The sequence below is a fragment of the Bacillus sp. PK3-037 genome (assembly GCF_054161355.1).
In genome coordinates this window covers 1,826,675-1,848,365 of the sequence record NZ_CP096408.1, presented here as the reverse complement: position 1 = coordinate 1,848,365, position 21,691 = coordinate 1,826,675, and the positions used below count along the sequence as shown (strand labels likewise).

Sequence of the window (21,691 nt, the reverse complement as noted above, 5' to 3'; positions counted from 1 at the left end):
CCGCGAACTCTTTTATCATCACTTTATTATACCCGGTCTTAACTGACCGGGTCAATGCAGATAAAAAGCGGCTTTTTGTCAGCCGCTTTCTGATCCGTTAGCTATGTTTTTCTACAAAACGTTTGATTCGTTCCACCGCTTTTTCCAGAAGATCTAATGATGTCGCGTAGGACAACCGGACATTATCGGGAGAGCCGAATCCGGAGCCTGGAACAATCGCGACTTTTTCTTCTTCAAGAAGCGCCTTGACAAATTCATCTACATCTTTGAAACCGCAAGTTTGAGCTGCTTTTTTTGCATTCGGAAATAAGTAAAAAGCACCTTCCGGCTTCACGCAGCTGAAGCCCGGGATTTCAATGAGCTGATCATAAATCGTGTTTAATCTATGCTCAAATGCCTTTCTCATCTCTTCCATTGGCTCAGAAGGTCCATTGTATGCGGCAATCGCTCCGTATTGCGCGATGGATGTCGGATTTGACGTGCTGTGGCTTGCAAGGTTTGTCATCGCTTTGATGATCTCTTCTGCTCCAGCCGCATAACCGATTCTCCAGCCTGTCATGCTGTGTGATTTTGATACGCCGTTGATGACGATCGTTTGCTCTTTCAAACGGTCAGACAGCTGTGCGATGGAAACGTGTTTTTTTCCGCCGTATGTAAGTTTTTCATAAATTTCGTCAGATACTATCAGGATGTCATGATCAAGGCATACTTCGCCAAGCGCGGCCAGCTCTTCTTCCGTATACATAACGCCAGTCGGATTGCTTGGTGAATTAATAACGATTGCTTTTGTTTTTTCTGTAATCGCTTTTTTCAGCTGCTCAGGAGAAATTTTAAAGTGATTTTCCTCAAGCCCTTCCACATAAACAGGCTGGCCGCCAGCGAGTTTCACCTGTTCCGGATAGCTTACCCAGTACGGCGTTGGGATAATCACTTCGTCTCCTTCATCCAAAATCACTTGGAAAAGGGTATACAGTGCATGTTTGGCACCAGTACAGACAATCAATTGAGACGGTTTGTATTCAATATTCTGGTCACGTTTAAATTTCTCTGCAATGCTGTTCTTTAATTCAGCCAAACCGCCTGAAGGCGTGTATTTCGTATGTCCTTCGTTCATTGAGCGTACAGCTGCATCAATAATGTGCTGCGGTGTGTTGAAGTCGGGTTCGCCCGCTCCAAGGCCGATGACATCATGGCCTGCCGCTTTCAGTTCTTTCGCTTTCGCTGTAATGGCCAGTGTGGTAGACGGTGTTAATGCGGATACTCTTTTTGCCAGTTTCAACTTGAACTCCCCCTAATTCGTCTTAAGGCGTGATATTTTTGAGAATCTTTCCAGTTGTAAAGTCCACATAACTTAAACTGTATTGTCCTTCTTTGTCTAAGTACGTTACTTCCCAAAGCAGGACGTTCCCTTCTCTTGCCAGGTGAACCTCTTTTTGCTTTGAAACCAGCCCTTCATCTTGTATGATTTTCGCCGCTTTGTCCTCGGTGATTCCCTCTTTTGCTTCTTTTGAGAGAATTTTTGCTTTTTTATCTTCAGGAACCCATACATATAATTTGATGCCTTTTTTGTCGGTTCCCTTTACGATATAATACTTTTCTTTTCCGACAAATGTTTCGACTTGATCAACGCTGGTGAGGTCGGTTTCTTTTTTCGCTTCAGCAGCTGCTGCTTCGTGCCCCTTTTCCTTTTGTGCCATGGCTGATTTATAAATGTTTGCCGAGACAAGAAGTACTGCTAAAAAAATAATACCAAATATGGCGGTAAATATTAATGCTTTTTTTCTCATCTTCTCACCTACGTACGATAAATGGTAAAAACGGCTTGGTTTTTGTTTTCTTCATCAAGCGCAAGACCGAACATCAGATTATCTCTTTTCAGTGTCCGATTCAGCGTATCTACAATTTTATAAAGGTCATCCGAATGCTCTACATTAATTGTTGAAAGAATTTCGATTTTGCTTTCCATTTTTTCATCCTCCAAAAACAAATATTGTTAGTCATACTCCTTTTCAGGACGCGCCATACTAGTACCACAGAGCGGAAAAACCCGCTTTTACAAATAAAACACGTCCTACTCCCACACCGGAAAGCCGCTTTATGCGGCTTTTATTCACTTTTTCCGGCAACATAAGCTTCAATCTCACTGTCAGTCACTTCAGATATTGCGGTTGTCGGCAGAGCATCAAGAAACAGGCGCCCGTAACCAGCGGTTTTGACCCGTCTGTCTAATATGACAATCGTTCCTTTGTCTCCTGCTGTCCGGAGCAAGCGCCCAATTCCTTGTCTGAACGTCAGCACCGCTTCCGGCAGTGAGACCGTTTGAAACGGATTGCGCCCTTTTTTCCTCGCCAGCTCACATTTTGCAGCGTGCAGCGGATGATCCGGAGCACGGAAAGGAAGTCTCACGATGATCACTGTCGTCAGCTCATCGCCAGGGAAATCAACGCCTTCCCAAAAATGATTCGTTCCAAGCAAAATGGCCTGATTGGCTGTTTTGAACGTTTTCATCAGTTTTCCAGGACTGCCGCCGGTTATGCCCTGAGCCAAAAGCTGTATGCCTGAAACACTCATGGCGAGCTTGAGTTCCTGATGCACTTTTTTCAGCATGTCATGAGACGTAAACAGCACAAGGATTTTCGGCTGTTTTTCTTTTGCCATCAGTTCGATATAACGTGCGGTATCCTGTATAAATTCAGTCTGCCCCGTATCTTGGATCGATTTTATTTCTTTTGGAATCATTACCTGCATCCGCTCATCATAAGAAAAAGGCGACGCGATCCTCATTGTGCGGGGGAAAAAGTCGCTTAACCCCAAACGCTCAATGATAAATTGAAACGAATTTTCTATCGTTAGGGTTGCAGATGTAAGAACGACACTGTTTTTCCGGGCAAAAAACTGATCAGCAAGAAGCTCGCCCGGTTCCAGCGGCTGCGCATATATAGCTACTGCATTCTTCGCACCTTTAGCATCTATCTCAATCCAAACCGCTTCATTGTCATCTGAGCCAAAGAACAGCTGATTTAGAGTCTGGCAGTACTCCCCCAAATCATTCATGCTTCTATTATATTCATCGGCCAAAAAAGCATTTTTGCTTTTCATAGCCGTCAGATGTTCTTCCATCAGAGCCGTCTGGGTCTCGAAAAGCTGCTGCAAATGCGTCAGCATAGAACAAAGCCTTTCCGCTCCATCCGTTAAAATAGGCCATCCTTTATCGTGACTTTTTTTGTTCACGTTAAAGACAAGACGGTTTAAGTCTTCTTTAGGTTTTCTTCGTTTGACAAAAGAATGCACAGAGCTGAAAAACGCGTCACTTTCCGCCTGAATATGCTGAATCCACTCCTCCACTTCGAAAAATGAATCCACCGGCAGGCTGTGGCGCTGGAAAAGCTGTCTCATTTTTTTCAGAAGCCCCTGCTCTTTCAGCGTCCCGATTCTGCTCAATTTTGTATGCAGTTCTATGTAAGTTGCTCTTTTTCCTAAATGTTCGCTGGCAGCACGTTCGAAATGGTGGGCTTCATCAATTACAAAAGTCCCGCTATCCGGGAGTCTTTTTTTCCGGCTTGCCTCATCGGTTAGCAGAAGAGAATGATTCGTAATCACCAGATCAGACCGCATGGCACTTTGTTTGGCCCGTTCATAAAAACCAATCACTTGATCCCTCTGATTTCGTTTATAAGAATGATCATCATATGCCAATCTGTCCCACAGCAGTTTTCCGCCTGACGGCAAATTCAGTTCTGCTGCATCTCCCGTGTTTGTCTCTGTCAGCCAAACAAGAAGCTGGGCTTTTGTCAAAACGGCATCATAGTTATCGTCTTCCTCATGAAGCACCTGCTCAAACTTATAAAGGCACAGATAATGCGATTGACCTTTTAAAATAGCCGCAGTCACCGAAAAAGGGAACATATCTTTAATGATCGGCAAATCCTTCGTCAAAATCTGCTGCTGAAGAAGGGTTGAATACGTGCTGATGACGACCGGCTTTTTTGACTTTTTAGCAAAAAGCGCGGCCGGAATCAGGTAGCCGATCGTTTTTCCGATTCCCGGGGCAGCTTCAATCAGCGCGTGTTCACGATTGGCAAAGGCATCAGCCACTTCTTTCATCATCAGCATTTGGCCTTCTCTTTTTTCGTACTGGGGCATGAACTCAGAGAGCGCTTTTTCATTTCCTGCTGCCCAATTTTCCATCTCAAATAGAAATTCTTCATCTTCTTTGAGACGTTCAATCACAGGTTCAGGTTCTCTGACAGAAAAAGATGAAAAACGCGTAAAGCCTGGCATATCTGTATGTCTGTTTTCATAAATGAACATATCTAACAAATGCGTCAGATCACTGATAAAATGCTGTGACAGCCTTCTTAACTGCTTTAATGTCGGATAAGGAAGCCGCCTTAGCTTTTCAAGAATTTCCAAAAAAATAAGTCCTGTGACTTCAGCGTCGCTGTCAGCTCGATGCGGCTGATCATGCCGCAGCTGAAGCTCTTCGCTTAATTCAGTCAGCTTATATCCCTCAAATCCCGGAAATGCGATACGGGAGAGCTCAACAGTATCCAGCACTTCACAATCTGGGAGCTGGAAACCCGCTTTATGTAACTCATGCTTCACAAATCCGAGGTCAAAATGGATATTGTGGGCGACAAAGTAAGCGCCGTCAAGCAAATGAAACACTTCTTCAGCCACTGCTTTAAACGGCGGCTGATTTTCTACCATTTGATTCGTGATTCCCGTAAGCTGTTCAATAAAAACCGGAATGGATTTATTTGGATTAATATATTTTGAAAACCGCTCAGTAATTTGTCCATTTTCAATTACAACCGCTGCAATTTGAATGATTTTATCGCCCTTTTTTGGCGAATTCCCTGTTGTTTCTACATCTATAACAACGAACCGTTGCTTTTTCATTAAAATGGACACCTCAATTCTTGCATACGACAAAAGTGTAACACGTTTTGTACGGAAATGGAGCGGCAAAACCGTTTTACGCTGAAAATCTTAAACGAAAACCCCCGATAAAGGGGGCGGTATATCTACAAAATGGTGCTGGCAGGTTCTTGTCCAAGCATTTGTTCAATTTTGTTTTGGTCATTCAAAACGGCAACTTTCGGCTGATGGTTTGCCGCTTCTTGATCAGACATCATTTTGTAGGAAATAATAATAACCTTATCGCCTTCCTGTACAAGGCGTGCGGCAGCTCCGTTTAAACAGATGACTCCGCTTCCGCGCTGACCGGGAATAATGTACGTTTCCAGGCGTGCTCCATTGTTATTATTCACAATTTGTACTTTTTCATTAGGAAGCATTCCTACCGCATCAATCAGATCTTCATCAATTGTAATGCTGCCCACATAGTTAAGATTTGCTTCTGTAACTGTAGCTCTATGAAGCTTTCCGCTCATCATCGTGCGATACATCATTATATTCTCTCCATTTCTCGAATATCAATAATGATATTGTCTATTAAACGCGCTTTTGAAAATGCAACTGCTACAGCCAGAATAATCTTTCCTTCGAGCTTGTTCACAGGCTCAAGTTCCGGATAAGAATATAGCTCAACATAATCAATTCTGCCGCTTGTCGTTTCAATGATGTCTTTTGCAGCATTGATGACCGCTTCAGGATTTCTCTCACCTGCTCTGATCAGCTCGGCACTCGTCTGAAGGGCTTGGTAAAGCTTAGGTGCTTCTCTTCTTTCCTCAGCCGTTAAATACACATTCCGGGAGCTTTTGGCTAACCCGTCTTCCTCTCTGACCGTATCTACAGCAACCAGTTCAATATCCATGAAGAAATCACTGATTAAACCATCAACAACTGCCACCTGCTGCGCATCCTTTAAACCAAAATAAGCGCGTGTCGGTTTAACAAGATTGAACAGCTTCGTCAGCACGATGGCAACTCCGTCAAAGTGTCCTTCCCTTGAACGCCCGCATAAAACCTCTGTACGTCTCTCAACATGTATCGTTACATTTTTTTCGCCGGGATACATGTCACGGGCATCAGGAGTGAAAAGAATATCAACGCCGGCATTTTCCGCAAGAGCGGCATCACGTTCGAGATCGCGCGGATACGCTTCAAAATCCTCCCCGGGACCGAATTGCGTCGGATTTACAAAAATACTCATAACGACGGCGTCATTTTCTTGTCTGGCTTTGTCTGCCAAGGTTAAATGTCCTTCATGAAGAAATCCCATCGTCGGAACAAATCCGATTGTTTTGCCTTCTGACTGATATTGTGTAATGATTTCTTTCAGCTGTGAGATATCTGTAATCTGCTTCATCTTATTTTCCTCCGTACAAGCCTTCCAGGACTGCCTGATTCATCTGAAAGGAATGCTGTTGTTCAGGGAAAGCACGATGTCTTACATCATGGACATACCCACTGATTGCTGTTTCTATCGTGCCGTCAATTTGCGTATATTGTTTCACAAATTTAGGTGTTCTAACAACACCATGGCCGATAACATCGTGATAAACAAGAACCTGTCCGTCCGCTTTTACACCAGCTCCGATTCCAATGACAGGAATGGATAATGTTTCTGCGATTTTTGCCGTGAGTTCTGCAGGTACACATTCAAGCACAAGCATCATGGCTCCCGCTTCCTCACATTTTATACTGTCTTCTATTAATTTCTTGGCGCTTTGTTCATCTTTGCCCTGTACTTTATATCCGCCTAATACACCGACTGATTGCGGTGTCAGCCCTAAATGACTGACAACAGGAATGCCACCGAGCGTCAAGGCGCGGATGGATTCAAACACTCCTTCACCGCCTTCCAGCTTCAGCGCGTCGGCTCCGCTTTCCTGAACGATAGCTGCGGCATTTTTCAGCGTATCCTCTTTAGACAAGTGGTAGGACATAAACGGCATGTCGGTTACGATAAATGTATTTGGCGCACCTCTTTTGACCGCTTTCGTATGATGGATCATGTCAGCAACTGTCACGCCGACAGTTGAATCAAGGCCTAGCACGACCATTCCTAGTGAATCGCCGACTAAAATCATATCCACTCCCGCTTGTTCAGCAAGCTTGGCTGCCGGATAATCGTAAGCCGTCAGCATGACAATCGGTTCTTCATTTTCTTTCATTTTTAAGAAATCAAGTTTTGTTTTCACTTTTTCTCCTCCTCATTTTTAGAGGAGATGAGCTGCCGTTTCTTATACAAGCCAAAAAACCTCCGCTATACGAGAAGGATTCTTCACTTTCTAAAGTTCGGCGAGTTTCATCCCTCTGTCCCAGTCCTTTTTGGATCAAGGCAGACTGCTGCAATGTCTATCTATTTTTTATGAATAGGTGCAGTTCGCAGGCGATACTGCCCAATGGAAGTATATCAAAATCAACAGGCTTGTACCAACTACAATGAACCCATTTCGATATCTGCCGAATAGATTTTTTTTATGCCTTCCTTTGTTTCTAAAAGAAGAACACCCTCTTCGTCTATTCCTAAAGCTTTCCCATAAAATGTTCCGTTTAGCGTTCTTGCTCTTAATTCACTGCCGATTCCAAGCGCATAGCTTTCCCACAGAAGTTTAATCGGCGTGAAACCATGCGCTAAATAATCGCGGTACCGTTTTTCAAAAGAAAGCAAAATATGCTGCATGACGCTGGCCCGATCTATTTTTTCACCGGCTGCCTGACTAAGGCTCGTTGCGGTTTCCTTTAGCTCCTCGGGAAAATCATCGGCCTCTTGATTAACGTTTATGCCTGTTCCAATAATGACTGAACGGACGCGGTCTTCTTCCGCCTGCATTTCAGTTAAAATGCCGACTGCTTTTTTTCCGTGAATTAATATGTCATTAGGCCATTTAATATCCGTTTGGAGACCTGTTGCCTCCTCTATTCCTTGCACAACAGCTACCGCAGCAAGAAGCGTAAGCTGAGGTGTTTTTTGAAGCGGAATGTTCGGACGCAAAATCAGGCTCATCCAGATGCCTGTTCCTTCTTGAGAATGCCACACCCTTGACATACGCCCTCTGCCGGCTGTTTGTTTATCTGCGACAACGAGAGTGCCCTCCGGCGCGTTATCATTAGCAAGCTCATGAGCCTTTTTTTGAGTGGATGAAAGGACGTCATGATAAAAAAGATGCTGGCCCATCACTTCTGTTTTCAGCCCAAACCGAATTTCACTTTCACTGAGTTTTCCAGGCTTTTTGATAAGCCGATACCCTTTTCTTCTGACAGCCTCCACTTCATAGCCTTCTTTGCGAAGCTCCTCAATATGCTTCCATATAGCTGTTCTCGAGCATCCGAGAGCATCACTGATTTTTTGGCCGGAAATAAACTCGCTTCCGGCCTGAGAAAATAATTCAATAAGATCGTTTCTTAAGGTTGATCGCATGTCTTCAGCCACTCCTCTATGTGTTCCTTCTGATTGGAGAGCTTTCCCGTTACAACAGCCTGCTCTATCCGCTGTAATTCTTCAGACACCCATTTTCCAGCGGGCTGGTTTCGCAGTGCAAGTAAATCCCGCCCTGTGATGGCAAGATCCTTCAGACTTTTGATGGGCAGGCTTTGATAAGCTTCTCTAACTTCCTTCAGTCTCTCGCCGTTCAGCTGCTTGGTTTGCCGGAGCATTGATATTTTGACGGCGGATAAAAGCGCTTTTTCACCAGCCTTGTACATGGACATAGCGTCAAGGCTCTGGCCAAACGTATCGGCAATGTGAGCGGCTTCCTTCATCACTTTTCCAGGGAGCTTCCAGGCTTTCAAGAAAAGCATCGCTTCTTTCAAGTCTAACTGAAGATCAAGTAGAAGCGCTGCCCAAAGCTCCTCACGAGAAGTGAGAAGAGAAAACGGAAACTCGCTCGCCGTCACCAGGTTCTCCCGTTTGTGATAAAAACCCGGCAGTTCTTCATAAAGCCCCGTATGTACAAGCATTTGAATGGCCTCTTGGGACGCTTTTCCCAGTAAAAGCTTCTCGAACTCTATTGTTTTCCGTTCGACTGATACATGAGAAAGAAGTGTTTTCTCTTTTATGATCGCTTCTTCTGTTTCTTTCGAAAGCGTAAATCCGAGCTGGCTCATAAATCGCACCGCTCTCAGCATACGAAGCGCATCTTCCTGAAAGCGGTCCTCAGGTTTTCCAACCGTTCGAATCAGCTGCTGATCAATGTCTTTCTTGCCGCCAAAATAATCAAGAACTTGACCGTCAGCTGTCATGGCCATCGCATTAATCGTCAAATCCCTGCGTTTCAAATCCTCTTCTAATGAAGTGATAAAGTGCACTTCTGACGGTCTTCTGTAATCTTCATAATCTGATTCAGTCCGGAATGTAGTGACTTCATAGGTATCATCTTCCCAGAGCACGATAATGGTCCCGTGCTCTTTGCCGACATCAACTGTCCGCTTAAAAAGCCGTTCTACTTGGTCCGGTGCCGCATCTGTCGCAATATCGACATCTCCAATATTTCGTTTCATATAGCTGTCACGAACTGCGCCTCCGACAAAGTAAGCTTGGTGGCCTGCTTCAATTAATGTGCGGAGCACGGGAAGTGCTTTGATAAAAATTTGTTCCATGTCATCACTCCGGTTCTGCTAAATCGGCATATATCTGTTCATACTGGCTGACAATCTTTTGTGACGAAAATTCATTATTGAGCATTTCCATGGCCGCTTCGGTAAACCGCTTGCTCAGCTGTTCGTCTTCTAAAATGCGAACCGCTTTAGCTGAAGCGGCTTCGACATCGCCGACATCCACCAAAAACCCGCTCACATTGTTTTTTATCACTTCAGGGATACCGCCAATATTCGTTCCGATGCAAGGCACTCCGCATGCCATCGCTTCAAGCAGGACAAGGCCGAAACTTTCTTTTTCAGACAGCAGCAGCTTCAGATCACTGATGGAGTATAGCTCCTCGACACGATCTTGATTTCCAAGCATCAGCACTTGTTTTTCCAGCCCATATTTTCTGACAAGCTCACAGGCCACTGATTTCTCAGGACCGTCTCCGACTAAGAGCAGTTTTGCTTTTGTTTTGCCGGCTATATTGCGAAACACCTGGATGACATCCTGCACACGTTTGACCTTTCTGAAGTTGGACACATGGATCACGACTTTTTCATCCGGCAGTATGCCGTGTTTCTCTTTAATGGCCGCTGTGTTTTTCTTAAGGTATACACGTTCATCTATGAAATTATAAATCGTTTCTATTTTTTTCTCCGGCTTAATTAAATCGTACGTTTCAGCAGCAAGTGCTGATGAGACCGCTGTCACCCTGTCTGAAGCCTCTATCGCAAAACGGATAAGATCTTTTAAGGATGGATCGTAGCCTAATACTGTAATATCCGTTCCATGCAAAGTTGTTACGATGCCGATATTCCGTTTCAGCATCTGCTTTGCGAGATAAGCGCAAACCGCATGCGGCAGAGCGTAGTGAGCGTGGATGATGTCTAAATTCTCCCGTTCTGCAACCTCAGCGATTTTGCTTGCCAATGTTAAATCATACGGCGGATATTTAAAAACGGCATATTGGTTAACTTCAACTTCATGAAAGTGAATATTAGGATGGTATGTATTTAGTCTGAACGGGATGCTCGATGTTATAAAATGGATTTCATGACCCTTTTCAGCAAGCTGTTTCCCGAGTTCTGTCGCAATGATACCTGAGCCGCCGACGCTCGGATAGCATGTAATGCCTATTTTTAACTTTTTCATTGTTCGCCCCCAAGCACATCATGATCCAGCATCAGCATCCGATTGGAAAAGAAGCCCTCGGCGTAGCCTACACCTGCTTCTTTGCCGTACAGCTTTTCTCTTGCTTCAATGATCTCGATATAACCGTTCGTCAATGGTGTTGAAACAGAATTCTGTGACGGTACAAACTGGCTTTTGTAGGCATTGAGGCTTTTCTTTTTATCCTCTATTGTATCCGAGATATCAATAACAAAATCAGGCTGATGAAAACCATTTATCATATAATAATAGACCTTACTTACTTTATGCGCAGGCAGGCTGTTTTCATCTTTATATTTATGAATTCCTGCTGAAAAGATCGCTTCTTCTACCAGTTCGGCAGCATTGCCGTGATCCGGATGACGATCTTTTTTATATGGCATAAACACCGCTTTCGGCCGGCAGGTTCTAATGACTGTGACAATCGCCCGAATCGCCTCATCACTCATCATCAGCCCGCGGTCAGGGAGCGTCAGCTGAATTCTTTTGTCCACACCTAATATACGGGCTGCTTCGGCCGCTTCTTCTTTTCGCAAACTGACTGTTCCGTTTGAAGACAACTCCGCTTCAGTCAAATCGCATATCACAGCTTTTTTTCCCTGTTTGACAAGCTTTGCTATTGTGCCGCCCATACCGATCTCGACATCATCACTATGGGCGCCAAAAGCAAGAACGTCAGCATTATACATGAGGTTCTTCTCCCCGAAGAAGATTTCGGAATTCAAAAACGCCTTCATCAAGTGTGCGAACAAGAATTTCTGCAGTTCCCATATTGGTGGCAAGCGGGATCGAATAAACATCACATAAACGGATTAATGCCGAGACATCCGGTTCATGCGGCTGTGCGGTCAGCGGGTCGCGCAAAAAGATAACTAGGTCAAGTGCGTTAGCGGCAATTAATGCGCCGATTTGCTGGTCTCCGCCTAAAGGGCCGGATTGAAAACGCTGAATTTGAAGGCCGGTTGCCTCTTGAATTTTCAATCCCGTTGTTCCCGTTGCATATAGATCATGATGACTCAAAATCTCTTGATAAGCGGTTGTAAATTGGATCATATCCTGTTTCTTCTTGTCATGCGCGATCAAAGCAATTTTCATCATTTATCCCCCTGTCTAATCAATGATATTTTCCAATCCGTAGACAAGCTGATCAATCTTCATGACTTGTTCTACAGACAGTTTTACACCGGACATGAAGGAAGCACGGTTATAAGAATCGTGACGGATCTGCAGCGTTTGGCCGTCCATGCCGAACATCACTTCCTGATGGGCGATCAACCCTGGAAGACGAACACTGTGCAGACGGATTCCGTTTAGCTCCGCACCTCTTGCTCTTGGGAGAATTTCTTTTTCATCTGGATGTCCTTGCTGTTTTTCCTTTCGAACCTCGGAAATCATTTCAGCTGTTTTGAGAGCCGTTCCGCTTGGCGCGTCAAGCTTCTGATCATGGTGAAGCTCAATAATCTCAACATCATCGAAGTAATTGGCAGCCATTTTTGAGAATTTCATCATGAGTACCGCACCCAATGCAAAATTTGGAGCGATGATAGCCCCGATCCCTTTTTCTTCTGTCAGAGATGTAAGTTCTTTCAAATCAGTATCAGAGAAACCGGTCGTACCCACTACAGGGCGGACACCGTGTTCTAATGCAACTTTTGTATGTACTTTCCCGATTTCGGGTGTAGTTAAATCAATCAATACATCTGGTTTTGTTTCTGTAAAGCAGGCATGGATATCTGTGTAAATAAGAGCATCAGACTCAACAGACATCACATCAGATAATTTGTGCTGATCGTATGTATGGTCAACTGCTCCGACTAGGTCAAAATGAGGTGTTTTTTCCGCCAATTTAACAGCTTCTTGCCCCATTCTTCCCCGCGGTCCTGCAATGACTACTTTAATTGTTTCGTTTGACATCTTGATCTCCTCTACTTTCCTTCTTCTTTTCTTGTCCAGCGGTCTTTATCTCTAGTATTAAATTTATGCATGACTCGGTCGTGGGCTTCCTCTAATGAAATATCAAGTGAGTTGGCTAAACAAACCAACACAAACAGCACATCGCCCATTTCCTCTTCCATGCTTTTATCATCTTCAGTTGCTTTTTTTGGTTTTTCTCCATAACGATGATTGACTTCTCTTGCAAGCTCGCCCAGTTCTTCGGTTAATCTTGCCATCATGGCAAGCGGGCTGAAATACCCTTCTTTAAATTGGCCGATGTAGCGGTCCACCTCAGCCTGTATATCTTTCATTGTTTTATCACTCACTGCACGAAACCTCCTATCATCCTCTTACATGTTAGCTAATTCGGATACGTTTGACAAATGTTTAAGCACGTTTGCTGTTTTCTTTTGCATCCACTATAATATAAACGCTACCTAATGGAAGGAAAAGGGGTTTTGTGTGATGCTTGGAGAAATTAGATTAAAAAACATATTTTTTATTTTAATCGGTGCAGCCATTTTTTCATTTGGCCTGGTTCATTTCAATATGCAAAACAATCTGGCAGAGGGTGGATTCACAGGAATTACACTATTGCTTTATGCCCTTTTCCATATTAGTCCTTCTATTTCAAACCTGGTTTTGAATATCCCGATCTTTTTTATCGGCTGGCGTTTGCTGGGCAAAACAATGTTTGTATACACCCTAGTCGGTACTGTGGCACTGTCTTTATTCCTCAGCATTTTTCAGCGATATGAAATACATATGCCCCTTCAGCATGACCTTGCGCTTGCCGCTTTATTTGCCGGCGTATTCATTGGAGCCGGATTGGGCATTATTTTTAAGTTCGGCGGTACGACGGGCGGGGTTGATATCATTGCCCGTTTGGTCAATAAGTATTTTGGGATACCAATGGGCCGAACGATGTTTGCTTTCGATGCTTGCGTGATCATTTTATCATTGCTTACCTATCTCTCTTACAAAGAAGCAATGTACACATTGGTTGCCGTTTTTGTGGCGGCAAGACTGATTGATTTTATTCAGGAAGGCGGATACGCGGCTAAAGGTGCAACAATCATCTCTGCGAAAAACGATCAAATTAAGAAGAAAATTCTTGAGGAAATGGAACGTGGCGTTACCATTTTGAAAGGACAGGGATCCTACACGAAAGAGGATCTAGACGTGCTGTATTGTGTAGTGCCCAAAAATGAACTGGTCATGCTGAAAAGTGTGATTAACTCCATTGACCCTCATGCCTTTGTCGCGGTCAGCGATGTCCACGATGTGCTTGGAGAAGGATTTACACTCGATGAAAATAAAAATCCGCTCCCGCGCTAATGTTTTTTGGATGGCAAAAGGCGGCTGCCGCCGCCCCTCTTACTCATTTTGGATAATCCCGCTTTTTTAGTTTCTTTTTCTCCGCTCTGTATTTTCTGTAACCGACATAAGTAAGTGCTGTAATGATGATACCGCCTGTAGTAATCATCACCCATAACAAAGACGGATCTGCATCATCCTCTTCCACCCTGTCAAATACACTCTTCAGATCGTTCTGGAGTAGGGAAAGCCGTTCAAGCTTCGTACTCTCGGTCATTTGCTGAAACCCCTCTTGCTCAATCACTTCAATATGTTTTCCGACTGTATCAAGCTGATCTTCTGATATATCGATTGTAAGACTTGGATAAATCAAATCATACAAGCTGATAAATTCGTTCCACTTTTCATGAAAGCTCGTACTTTCATTTTTTTGGACATCCTGCTTGAGTGCGGCAAAGACCTCCATAATCGGCTTCTCCAGTGACCCCCAAAGGGGATCAGACTGATTGTCAACAGCATCCATCAACATTCTGAACTGTGCGGCTGCTCTGAGCTTTTGTGTGTCTGATGCATCAGCTTGTTTTAAACTCCGTACCATATCGTTATAGCCCAAAGTAATTTGGCGAATTTGGGCTCCAGTTAACATGCTGTCTTGCTTCTGTTTTTCAGCGTTTTTTAATGTTTTTTCAAAATAAGATAAGACTTGTAGCGCCTCTTCATATTTCGACTGGCGGGTCATTTGAAAAACCGTATCGGATAAATCATTCAATTCCTTGAGGCTTCCCCGCTCTTCAGCCTTGGCATTCCCATTATAAAAAATAAGAGCAATCAACAAACAGATCGTCAGCTTTCGTTTCATGCAGGTCCCTCCCACTCTCTCTCCTTACAGAATATGAAGGAAAGGACAAGGATAGACCAAGATTGTCTTTACGTCAGTTGAAGCTTTGTTTGCTTTTTCGAAATGACGAGATAGAAGGCAAGTCCGATTGAAAAGATGCTCAGCCAAAACGTTCCGTATCCTATGTCAGTCATATATTCAGAAAGCATGGAGTATTGCGGCATCATCCCAAACAGGTAATCAATGACATCATTATGAAGCGTCCAGACCGCAGCGACAACAAGGTGCCATAATGAAAATCGAAAATACGGGCTGTACAGCACCCCCTGAACAGCCATTGCAAAATGCGAGGCAATCAGCATATAGCCTTCCCATGGCAAATCACCCGTGAAAGCTAATACGAGAAGATTCATTCCGACGGCCCACAAGCCATATTTTACGAGCGTCACTAACGCAAGCGCCTCAAAAAGCGGAGCGTTCCGCTTCATGAGAAAGGCCAGCAGCACAAACAAAAAGAAAAACGTTGCTGTCGGGCTGTCTGGAACAAAGATGAGGAAACGGGCCGGCGTCTCCAAAAGCTGAGGCAAGTACCAATAGTATCCGTAAACCGTTCCCAGAAAATTGATCGCTAAGACAAGAATAAGCATCGTTCGCTGTCCTAATACATATTGAAACCATTTCACATCAAATCAACTCTCAGTCTGTAAAAATAATGTGTCCATATAAAAAAGCTGACGCCTGGTCAGCTTTTGATAATAAAAGTATATCCTTCCGTTTCGCAATTCACAATACGTTATTTTGCCGTTGTTTCAGAAATGAATTTCGCAAGTTCTTCAAGCTGCTTATCATTTCCTTTGAACACGCCTGCCGGCATTTGGCCTTTTCCTTCAACAGCGATCTTTTTGATTTCTTCCGGCTTCAGCCCGGTGTCTACCAATGAAGGCCCGGCCGCTCCGCCTTGAAGATTATCCCCGTGACATGAAATACAGCCCTGCTCCTGAAAAATTTTATATCCTTCGGCACTGGTATCGATATCCGCTTCTTTTGTGATTTTCCCCTGCTCCTCCGCTTTTGCCCAGTCGTGAGTAGCTACGGACTGCCAGGTCAAAAATACAGCCGCGGAAATAGCCAAGAGCATCATCCCGACAGCCACGGGACGTTTCCAAGGCCTTCTTTCCGTTCCCCTATCGAGAAATGGCGCCAAAAGCAGAGCGCCAAAGGCGATTCCCGGCATAATCATAGCGCCGACCACCGTAAAGCTCCCAGCGGCATATTCATATTTCAAAAGCTGATATAAGAAAAGAAAATACCAGTCCGGCAGCGGAATATAACCTGTATCCGTCGGGTCCGCCATCCGCTCCAAAGGCGGCTGGTGAACAATCGTCAAAACAAGAAAACCGATCAGAAAGACAGCTCCGACCATCCATTCCTTCAATAAGAAATTCGGCCAGAAGGCTTCTGTTTTACCGGGATACTCTGAGTAATCCTTCGGTATGTTCGGCTTTTTCTCAGCCGGTATCCTTGAGTCTCCTACAAATTTCATCCCTTTGCCCCGGTGCATGTCATCCCCTCCCTTTTATTCGCAGATCAAGTTTAAAGCGGTCCTGAAATCCCCTGCTTGCGGATCATAATAAAGTGTGCGGCCATCAATCCAAACAAGGCGGCAGGAAGAAAGAATACATGGATCGCAAAAAACCTAGTCAGCGTTTGGGCGCCTACAATATCCGGATGCCCTGCCAGGAGTGTTTTGACTTGCGTCCCGATCAAAGGAGTGGCTTCAGCGATCTGCAGCCCGACTTTTGTGGCAAACAGAGCCTTCATATCCCAAGGAAGCAAGTAGCCTGTAAACCCAAGCCCAAGCATGACAAAAAAGATTAACACACCGACTATCCAGTTCAGTTCCCGCGGCTTTTTATACGCCCCTTGAAAAAAGACCCTCAGCGTATGTAAAAACATCATCACAATGACCAAGCTGGCGCCCCAATGGTGCATTCCCCTGACAATCTGGCCGAATGCGACTTCATTTTGCAAATAATATACCGATTCCCAGGCATTTTTAATATCAGGCACATAATACATCGTTAAAAACATCCCAGACAACACTTGGATAACGGTTACAAAAAACGTCAGTCCCCCAAAACAGTACACAAATGCAGAGAAATGATGGGCGGGATTCACATGTTCCGGCACTTCGTGATCGGCAATATCCCTCCACATCGGTGTAATATCAAGCCGTTCATCTACCCAGTCATAAATTTTGTTCAGCATGTCACCCTTCCCCCTTAGGCTTTGCTTTTCCAAGATACAGGAAGCCGTCTTTAACTTCTTGCTCGTAATGATCAAGAGGCGCAAGCGGCGGCGTGCCCGGGACATTGGTGCCGTCTTTTTCATAGAGTCCGTAGTGGCAAGGACAGAAAAATTTATTCGGATTTTTAGGATCGCTGTTCCAGTTCACCGTACACCCCAAATGCTTACAAATTGGTGAAAGTGCTACAATCTCATCCCCATTTTTGAAAACCCAAGCTGATCTCGATTCTTCCGACTCATACCAGGCATCGACTTGATTAATTTTGAAATCAAAGCGCTGCGGCTCTTTTGTCAGCTCATCTACGCTGACAACCTGAACCATGTCCTGCTTTCCTGTCGATTTTAATACCGGGTCGAGTGCAAAGCGAACCATAGGCATGAGCATACTAGCCGCCATAAACCCCCCTACGCCTGTAAGCGTATAATTTAAAAATTGACGTCTCGATATATCATGTCTTCCGCCCATCTCTTCTCCCCCCTCAAGGTCAACCCTGCAAACTGACTAAAATAGAAAATATTTCATAACTCTAGACACCCTCATAATATATGAATCTCTCAGCAAGGTCAATATAGCCAAAATATTGTTTATGAGGAAATGTAAGTGTTTTTATGAAGCGTTCCATAACTGTAACAAAACGTTCAAAATTTCAGCTGTGCGTTCATCTAATATTTTTCTTTTTATGGAGTCATTTAAGTGCTCTAACGGAACAGAAGGCGCAACAATCATCTTCCCCAATGACTCTTCGCAACTCCAATGATCATCAGCTGTCAGCAGTACAACATGCTGAAAATCGGATTTGACCTCCTCCTGTAAATCTTTCAGCCCTTGAACGGTATTTTCATTTCTATCAACATATGTATAAGCCGGCAATAAATATACCCGTCCTTTTAACTGCCTTTCCAATTCATCAGCTAGAAGCTGCGTAAATTCGCCTCTTTCTGCTGCTATTTTTAATTGGCTCCCCATTTTTATGTTAATTAATGGTATGACAGCGGTATCAATGTAATCTTTAGATTGTAAATAGTCCTTGGCATCAGGCATTTTCCACCTCATCATCGTTCTCCCCTTTTTACGACAACGAGCCTTGCATTACACTGCAAGGCTGGTCATGTTATGTGAGCTGATTCAATTGGCGCGATAATTGTTCAAATGCTTCTTTATCGTGACGATCGAGCGCATCGTCAATGTCTTTTAATAATTTTTCTCTTTGGAATGTAGAAATGGCGTGCTCCAGGATTTGTTCAGCCAGCCCCTGATCTTTTTTGTTTTCAAACAGATCTTTCGGAATGTGAGGGTTGGACTCCAGCACCGCCGCATACTCAGGAGAACTGTAAGCTGAACGGAAATTAAGCTGGATAAACAAATCCTGCTGTTTATTTAATCTAATATCATGAAAAGATTTTTCCGCGTCGGTTGTCATGACATTCTCTTTATAAAACCGAAACGGAACTTCTTCAACACAATGTGTTGACATTATAATGCCTCTCGGGCAAAATTCTGCCTGCTCTACAAAATGAACCTTTTCCATTAAAGAATCGTGGCTCATTAAGTAGTTCAAGATCCATACGCACTCTCTGCGCTTTAGCTGATAATGGTTTAAAAACCAACGGATAAAATCCTTTTTCTCATTGACAGAAACAGGGGTCTGCATGTAATTCCCTCCTCTATCGTTCGTATAATCTATACTTATATGTTCCACATAAGCGGTTAAAATTCCTGCTTATCTCGAAAATTCATCCTCGATCCGCAAGATTATTTCTTCCAGCTCTTCATTGGCTCCGTCTATTTCGAGTACCTTTTTCAATAGCGGCAGCGCTTCTTGTTGGAGGCCTTCTTCTAATAAAAAGGTTGCGTATTCGTATAAGAAATCTCTGTCCTCACGATAGTGAAGAAAAGCAGCTTCAAAGGATTGTTTTGCTTCTTCGTACTGCTCTAATTCGGTGTAAGCGCTGGCCAGATACCAATTATATTTCGGATCTTCTTCCCCGTAGCCCCGCACCTCTTGAATCAGATCAATAATTTGCTCATAATCCTCTTCCTTATGATACACAGCAAGTAAAGTATGGAGTGCTTCGACGAAGCCAGGATCAAGAGCAAGCGCTTCCTGAAGAAGTTTTTTCCCTTCTTCTGACTTTCCGATTTTCAACGCCATCTTTGCGGCATAGAGGAAAAGTTCTTTGTTATATTCATCATACCTGATACCCTCTTTTGCCGTTTTTAATGCCTCTTCATACATCCCTTCAGCCTCATAGCTTTTTGAAAGCGGCATATAAAGTGATGAATAGGATGGATCAAGCTCCTTTAAATCGGACAGCTGTTTAATAGCCGTTTTGATCAGTCCCGCCTGCGAGGCTGTAAATCCATAGCCGAAAATTGTATTAGGGTCAGGATTCTCATCTACAGCTTTTTCATACCACGGAATGGCCTCCTCAAAATCTCCTGATGCACTTAGCGATTCCGCCAGTCTTTGGTGGACATTAACGCCTCCGATCTCACTCTGCTCCCCAGCCGTTCTTTTAAAATATTGAACAGCTTTTGCATAGGCTCCTTGCATAAAGTAAAGCTCGCCTAACGCAAAATCAATGATTGGTTCATTTTCAAGAATAGACTTTGCCTGTAAAAGCTTTTGCTCACTTACTTCGAACAGCCCCTGCATCTGATAAAGATCAGCCATGAGCAGCAGGCTTTCCGGATATGATGGGTCTGATTCCGGGATCGTTTCCAGCACAGCCAATGCTTTTTCTTCTTCGTCAATATCTATTAAAAGTTCAGCATAAAAATTCGTCAGTTCTGTTTCATTCGGATATAAATCATGCAAATCACTGATCAGTGAGATCGCTTTCTCTACATTTCCCCACTCGTAATAAAGCTGTGCTGCGATAGCTTTATCTTCATCATGAAGCTGTTTTTCGGCCTTCGAGAGGGTGTTGAGTCCCTTTTCTGTTTCTCCTGCTTCAACTAATTTTATGGCTTCTTGAATTAATGTATTCAAATCGGACCGGTCCTTTCTTTTCCTAACAACATCAATCATACATAAAAGTCTTATTTGTTCGGGTTAATCCTATCATAATTCAGAGGATAGCCCTCGGCAAATAAGATGCTTACACTGTACGTCAAGGAATTTCTGAGTCTTATTAGTTTATCAAAAGATCCTGCGATAGCAAATAAAAAAAGGAAGATAGCCCTCTATTACAGTAAAGCAGCCCTTGACCTGCCGACTTGTAAGTAAAGCCCCCCTCCCTCTTTTGTGTTTTTATATTCCTCTATAAGACAGGCTATGTTTTTTCCCTTCGGTTTATGACTGATAAACGCTCACACAACAAATCCTGAAGCATAAACTTCAGGATTTGTTTGAAAGCTTATTTAAATGATCAAAAAAGTTTGGATATGACACATGAATGGCGTCTGTCTGTCCGATCTCAATCGGCTCCTCTGTTAAACAGGAAGCTATGCCTAGCATCATCCCGATCCGATGATCTCCATGACTTGATACTTTCGCGCCGCCTTTGAGAGTTTGTTTGCCGTATACCTTCATTCCGTCTTCAGTCGGTTCAATCTCAGCACCGAGCTTTCGAAGCTCTGAAACAACTGTATCGATACGGTTCGTTTCTTTCACTTTAAGCTCTGCGGCATCCTTAATGACTGTTGTTCCTTCCGCCTGAGTCGCAAGTAGCGCAATAATAGGAATCTCATCAATCAAACGCGGAATCATATCTCCGCCAATTTCAACCGCTTTAAGAGATGACGTTTCAATGATCAAATCTCCATAAGGCTCTGCGCTTTCGTCAACAGATGGTTTGATTTCAAGCTTTGCCCCCATGTTTTGAAGCACATCGATGACACCTGTCCGAGTCGGATTTAACCCCACGTTTTTCAGTACAATTCTGCTGTTTGGAATCATTGCGCCAGCTGCAAGGAAAAATGCGGCTGAAGAAATATCTCCGGGAACAAAAATATCTGCAGCCGTAAGCTGCTGGCCGCCTTTTATGGAAACACTTGTCTTGTCCTCTGCCAGTTTCACTCCGAAAGCAGACAGCATCCGTTCAGTATGATCTCTGGATTTATGAGGCTCGGTGACAGTTGTAGTTCCCTCAGCCTGCAACCCGGCAAGCAGAACAGCCGATTTAATTTGAGCGCTGGCCACAGGTGATACATAGTCAATGCCTTTTAATGTACCGCCGCTTACTGACAGCGGTGTAAATTCTCCGCCCGCTCTGCCGTCAATTTTAGCGCCCATTTGTTTCAGAGGCTCTGTTACACGTTTCATTGGGCGTTTCGCAATGCTTTCATCCCCAGCTACCGCGCTGTAAAAAGGGCGGCCCGCAAGAATTCCGAGCATCAGACGAATCGTTGTTCCTGAATTACCGACGTCTAACAGACTTTCTGGTTCTCGCAGGGAATCCATCCCTTTCCCGTGAATGACTACATCACTGCCGTTTCGCTCAATTTGAACACCCATCTTACTAAAGCAATCGATGGTGCTCAGACAGTCTGCTCCCGGCAGAAAATTTTTAACAGTTGTTGTGCCTTTCGCAAGCGCGCCAAACATAACAGAGCGGTGAGAAATGGATTTATCACCAGGAATATGTATTTCGCCGTTTAACGCCTGCACCTTTTCTCTTTTCAT

Annotated in this window: 24 protein-coding genes; 1 reads left to right on the top strand and 23 read right to left on the bottom strand. The window is 44.0% G+C overall.

Features of this window, described 5'->3' with window-relative positions; all coding sequences use genetic code 11:
- Positions 1-97 precede the first annotated feature (97 nt).
- From aspB to M1D69_RS09600, 14 genes are all read right to left on the bottom strand, one after another.
- Positions 98-1,279 (bottom strand): aspartate transaminase AspB, encoded by a 1,182-nt coding sequence (gene aspB, locus M1D69_RS09665; RefSeq protein WP_268509220.1) that lies wholly within the window; start codon positions 1,277-1,279, stop codon positions 98-100.
- 22 nt (positions 1,280-1,301) lie between these two features.
- Positions 1,302-1,787 carry a cell wall elongation/penicillin-binding protein regulator TseB gene (tseB, locus tag M1D69_RS09660; protein ID WP_024121839.1) on the bottom strand — a complete coding sequence of 162 codons (486 nt, stop codon included), beginning with the start codon at positions 1,785-1,787 and terminating at the stop codon, positions 1,302-1,304.
- A gap of 8 nt (positions 1,788-1,795) precedes the next feature.
- Positions 1,796-1,966, bottom strand: a complete 171-nt coding sequence (locus M1D69_RS09655; RefSeq protein ID WP_003225588.1) for a YpmA family protein — start codon at positions 1,964-1,966, stop codon at positions 1,796-1,798.
- Between the two features lie 140 nt (positions 1,967-2,106).
- A complete protein-coding gene (dinG, locus tag M1D69_RS09650) occupies positions 2,107-4,902 on the bottom strand; it encodes an ATP-dependent DNA helicase DinG (RefSeq protein ID WP_458103900.1) in 2,796 nt (931 codons plus the stop codon).
- Between the two features lie 125 nt (positions 4,903-5,027).
- Positions 5,028-5,411: an aspartate 1-decarboxylase gene (gene panD, locus M1D69_RS09645; protein ID WP_044156733.1), complete on the bottom strand. Its 384-nt coding sequence runs from the start codon at positions 5,409-5,411 to the stop codon at positions 5,028-5,030.
- 2 nt (positions 5,412-5,413) lie between these two features.
- The gene (gene panC / locus M1D69_RS09640) at positions 5,414-6,274 is read right to left on the bottom strand and encodes a pantoate--beta-alanine ligase (protein ID WP_458103901.1); all 861 of its coding nucleotides are present in this window, start codon (positions 6,272-6,274) and stop codon (positions 5,414-5,416) included.
- Position 6,275: 1 nt separating this feature from the next.
- Positions 6,276-7,109 (bottom strand): 3-methyl-2-oxobutanoate hydroxymethyltransferase, encoded by an 834-nt coding sequence (gene panB / locus M1D69_RS09635; protein WP_305934396.1) that lies wholly within the window; start codon positions 7,107-7,109, stop codon positions 6,276-6,278.
- A 239-nt stretch (positions 7,110-7,348) separates the two neighbouring features.
- Positions 7,349-8,332: a biotin--[acetyl-CoA-carboxylase] ligase gene (locus M1D69_RS09630; protein ID WP_458103902.1), complete on the bottom strand. Its 984-nt coding sequence runs from the start codon at positions 8,330-8,332 to the stop codon at positions 7,349-7,351.
- Positions 8,317-9,510 carry a CCA tRNA nucleotidyltransferase gene (locus M1D69_RS09625; RefSeq protein ID WP_458103903.1) on the bottom strand — a complete coding sequence of 398 codons (1,194 nt, stop codon included), beginning with the start codon at positions 9,508-9,510 and terminating at the stop codon, positions 8,317-8,319. The genes M1D69_RS09630 and M1D69_RS09625 overlap by 16 nt, the downstream gene beginning before the upstream one ends.
- A 4-nt stretch (positions 9,511-9,514) precedes the next feature.
- Entirely contained in the window at positions 9,515-10,648 is a 1,134-nt protein-coding gene (gene bshA, locus M1D69_RS09620; RefSeq protein ID WP_024121846.1) for an N-acetyl-alpha-D-glucosaminyl L-malate synthase BshA, read from the bottom strand.
- Positions 10,645-11,355: a bacillithiol biosynthesis deacetylase BshB1 gene (gene bshB1, locus M1D69_RS09615; RefSeq protein ID WP_458103904.1), complete on the bottom strand. Its 711-nt coding sequence runs from the start codon at positions 11,353-11,355 to the stop codon at positions 10,645-10,647. Before bshB1 ends, bshA begins: the two co-directional genes overlap by 4 nt.
- Positions 11,348-11,761, bottom strand: a complete 414-nt coding sequence (mgsA, locus tag M1D69_RS09610) for a methylglyoxal synthase (protein WP_044155160.1) — start codon at positions 11,759-11,761, stop codon at positions 11,348-11,350. Before mgsA ends, bshB1 begins: the two co-directional genes overlap by 8 nt.
- 15 nt (positions 11,762-11,776) lie before the next feature.
- Complete coding sequence (gene dapB, locus M1D69_RS09605; protein ID WP_458103905.1) at positions 11,777-12,580, bottom strand: 4-hydroxy-tetrahydrodipicolinate reductase; 804 nt, start codon at positions 12,578-12,580, stop codon at positions 11,777-11,779.
- 11 nt (positions 12,581-12,591) lie between these two features.
- Complete coding sequence (locus M1D69_RS09600) at positions 12,592-12,927, bottom strand: nucleotide pyrophosphohydrolase (protein WP_004398044.1); 336 nt, start codon at positions 12,925-12,927, stop codon at positions 12,592-12,594.
- Between the two features lie 139 nt (positions 12,928-13,066).
- On the opposite strand from M1D69_RS09600, the gene M1D69_RS09595 reads away from it, so the two are divergent.
- On the top strand, positions 13,067-13,939 hold the full coding sequence (locus M1D69_RS09595; protein WP_458103906.1) for a YitT family protein: 873 nt from the start codon (positions 13,067-13,069) through the stop codon (positions 13,937-13,939).
- Positions 13,940-13,982: 43 nt separating this feature from the next.
- Here M1D69_RS09595 and ypjB read toward each other — a convergent pair whose 3' ends face one another.
- The 9 genes from ypjB to aroA form a co-directional block, all read right to left on the bottom strand.
- The gene (ypjB, locus tag M1D69_RS09590; RefSeq protein ID WP_458103907.1) at positions 13,983-14,777 is read right to left on the bottom strand and encodes a sporulation protein YpjB; all 795 of its coding nucleotides are present in this window, start codon (positions 14,775-14,777) and stop codon (positions 13,983-13,985) included.
- Between the two features lie 68 nt (positions 14,778-14,845).
- Positions 14,846-15,439 carry a lipoprotein heptaprenylglyceryl N-acetyltransferase LhaT gene (lhaT, locus tag M1D69_RS09585; RefSeq protein WP_458103908.1) on the bottom strand — a complete coding sequence of 198 codons (594 nt, stop codon included), beginning with the start codon at positions 15,437-15,439 and terminating at the stop codon, positions 14,846-14,848.
- 110 nt (positions 15,440-15,549) lie between these two features.
- Positions 15,550-16,317, bottom strand: a complete 768-nt coding sequence (locus tag M1D69_RS09580; protein WP_010334724.1) for a menaquinol-cytochrome c reductase cytochrome b/c subunit — start codon at positions 16,315-16,317, stop codon at positions 15,550-15,552.
- Between the two features lie 32 nt (positions 16,318-16,349).
- Positions 16,350-17,024 (bottom strand): menaquinol-cytochrome c reductase cytochrome b subunit, encoded by a 675-nt coding sequence (gene qcrB, locus M1D69_RS09575; protein ID WP_003225560.1) that lies wholly within the window; start codon positions 17,022-17,024, stop codon positions 16,350-16,352.
- 1 nt (position 17,025) lies between these two features.
- Entirely contained in the window at positions 17,026-17,529 is a 504-nt protein-coding gene (locus M1D69_RS09570; RefSeq protein ID WP_010334725.1) for a ubiquinol-cytochrome c reductase iron-sulfur subunit, read from the bottom strand.
- 141 nt (positions 17,530-17,670) lie between these two features.
- Positions 17,671-18,117 carry a YpiF family protein gene (locus M1D69_RS09565; protein ID WP_101860372.1) on the bottom strand — a complete coding sequence of 149 codons (447 nt, stop codon included), beginning with the start codon at positions 18,115-18,117 and terminating at the stop codon, positions 17,671-17,673.
- 58 nt (positions 18,118-18,175) lie between these two features.
- A complete protein-coding gene (locus M1D69_RS09560) occupies positions 18,176-18,715 on the bottom strand; it encodes a ReoY family proteolytic degradation factor (RefSeq protein ID WP_003225551.1) in 540 nt (179 codons plus the stop codon).
- Between the two features lie 69 nt (positions 18,716-18,784).
- A complete protein-coding gene (locus M1D69_RS09555) occupies positions 18,785-20,056 on the bottom strand; it encodes a tetratricopeptide repeat protein (protein ID WP_458103909.1) in 1,272 nt (423 codons plus the stop codon).
- Between the two features lie 348 nt (positions 20,057-20,404).
- Positions 20,405-21,691: a 3-phosphoshikimate 1-carboxyvinyltransferase gene (gene aroA / locus M1D69_RS09550; protein ID WP_458103910.1), complete on the bottom strand. Its 1,287-nt coding sequence runs from the start codon at positions 21,689-21,691 to the stop codon at positions 20,405-20,407.

Coding starts and splice junctions, on each gene's coding strand:
- tseB (WP_024121839.1), bottom strand. CDS start 1,787: ATGAGAAAAAAAGCATTAATATTTACCGCCATATTTGGTATTATTTTT.
- M1D69_RS09655 (WP_003225588.1), bottom strand. CDS start 1,966: ATGGAAAGCAAAATCGAAATTCTTTCAACAATTAATGTAGAGCATTCG.
- dinG (WP_458103900.1), bottom strand. CDS start 4,902: ATGAAAAAGCAACGGTTCGTTGTTATAGATGTAGAAACAACAGGGAAT.
- panD (WP_044156733.1), bottom strand. CDS start 5,411: ATGTATCGCACGATGATGAGCGGAAAGCTTCATAGAGCTACAGTTACA.
- panC (WP_458103901.1), bottom strand. CDS start 6,274: ATGAAGCAGATTACAGATATCTCACAGCTGAAAGAAATCATTACACAA.
- M1D69_RS09630 (WP_458103902.1), bottom strand. CDS start 8,332: ATGCGATCAACCTTAAGAAACGATCTTATTGAATTATTTTCTCAGGCC.
- M1D69_RS09625 (WP_458103903.1), bottom strand. CDS start 9,510: ATGGAACAAATTTTTATCAAAGCACTTCCCGTGCTCCGCACATTAATT.
- bshA (WP_024121846.1), bottom strand. CDS start 10,648: ATGAAAAAGTTAAAAATAGGCATTACATGCTATCCGAGCGTCGGCGGC.
- bshB1 (WP_458103904.1), bottom strand. CDS start 11,355: ATGTATAATGCTGACGTTCTTGCTTTTGGCGCCCATAGTGATGATGTC.
- mgsA (WP_044155160.1), bottom strand. CDS start 11,761: ATGAAAATTGCTTTGATCGCGCATGACAAGAAGAAACAGGATATGATC.
- dapB (WP_458103905.1), bottom strand. CDS start 12,580: ATGTCAAACGAAACAATTAAAGTAGTCATTGCAGGACCGCGGGGAAGA.
- M1D69_RS09595 (WP_458103906.1), top strand. CDS start 13,067: ATGCTTGGAGAAATTAGATTAAAAAACATATTTTTTATTTTAATCGGT.
- ypjB (WP_458103907.1), bottom strand. CDS start 14,777: ATGAAACGAAAGCTGACGATCTGTTTGTTGATTGCTCTTATTTTTTAT.
- M1D69_RS09580 (WP_010334724.1), bottom strand. CDS start 16,317: ATGCACCGGGGCAAAGGGATGAAATTTGTAGGAGACTCAAGGATACCG.
- qcrB (WP_003225560.1), bottom strand. CDS start 17,024: ATGCTGAACAAAATTTATGACTGGGTAGATGAACGGCTTGATATTACA.
- M1D69_RS09570 (WP_010334725.1), bottom strand. CDS start 17,529: ATGGGCGGAAGACATGATATATCGAGACGTCAATTTTTAAATTATACG.
- M1D69_RS09565 (WP_101860372.1), bottom strand. CDS start 18,117: ATGAGGTGGAAAATGCCTGATGCCAAGGACTATTTACAATCTAAAGAT.
- M1D69_RS09560 (WP_003225551.1), bottom strand. CDS start 18,715: ATGCAGACCCCTGTTTCTGTCAATGAGAAAAAGGATTTTATCCGTTGG.
- aroA (WP_458103910.1), bottom strand. CDS start 21,691: ATGAAAAGAGAAAAGGTGCAGGCGTTAAACGGCGAAATACATATTCCT.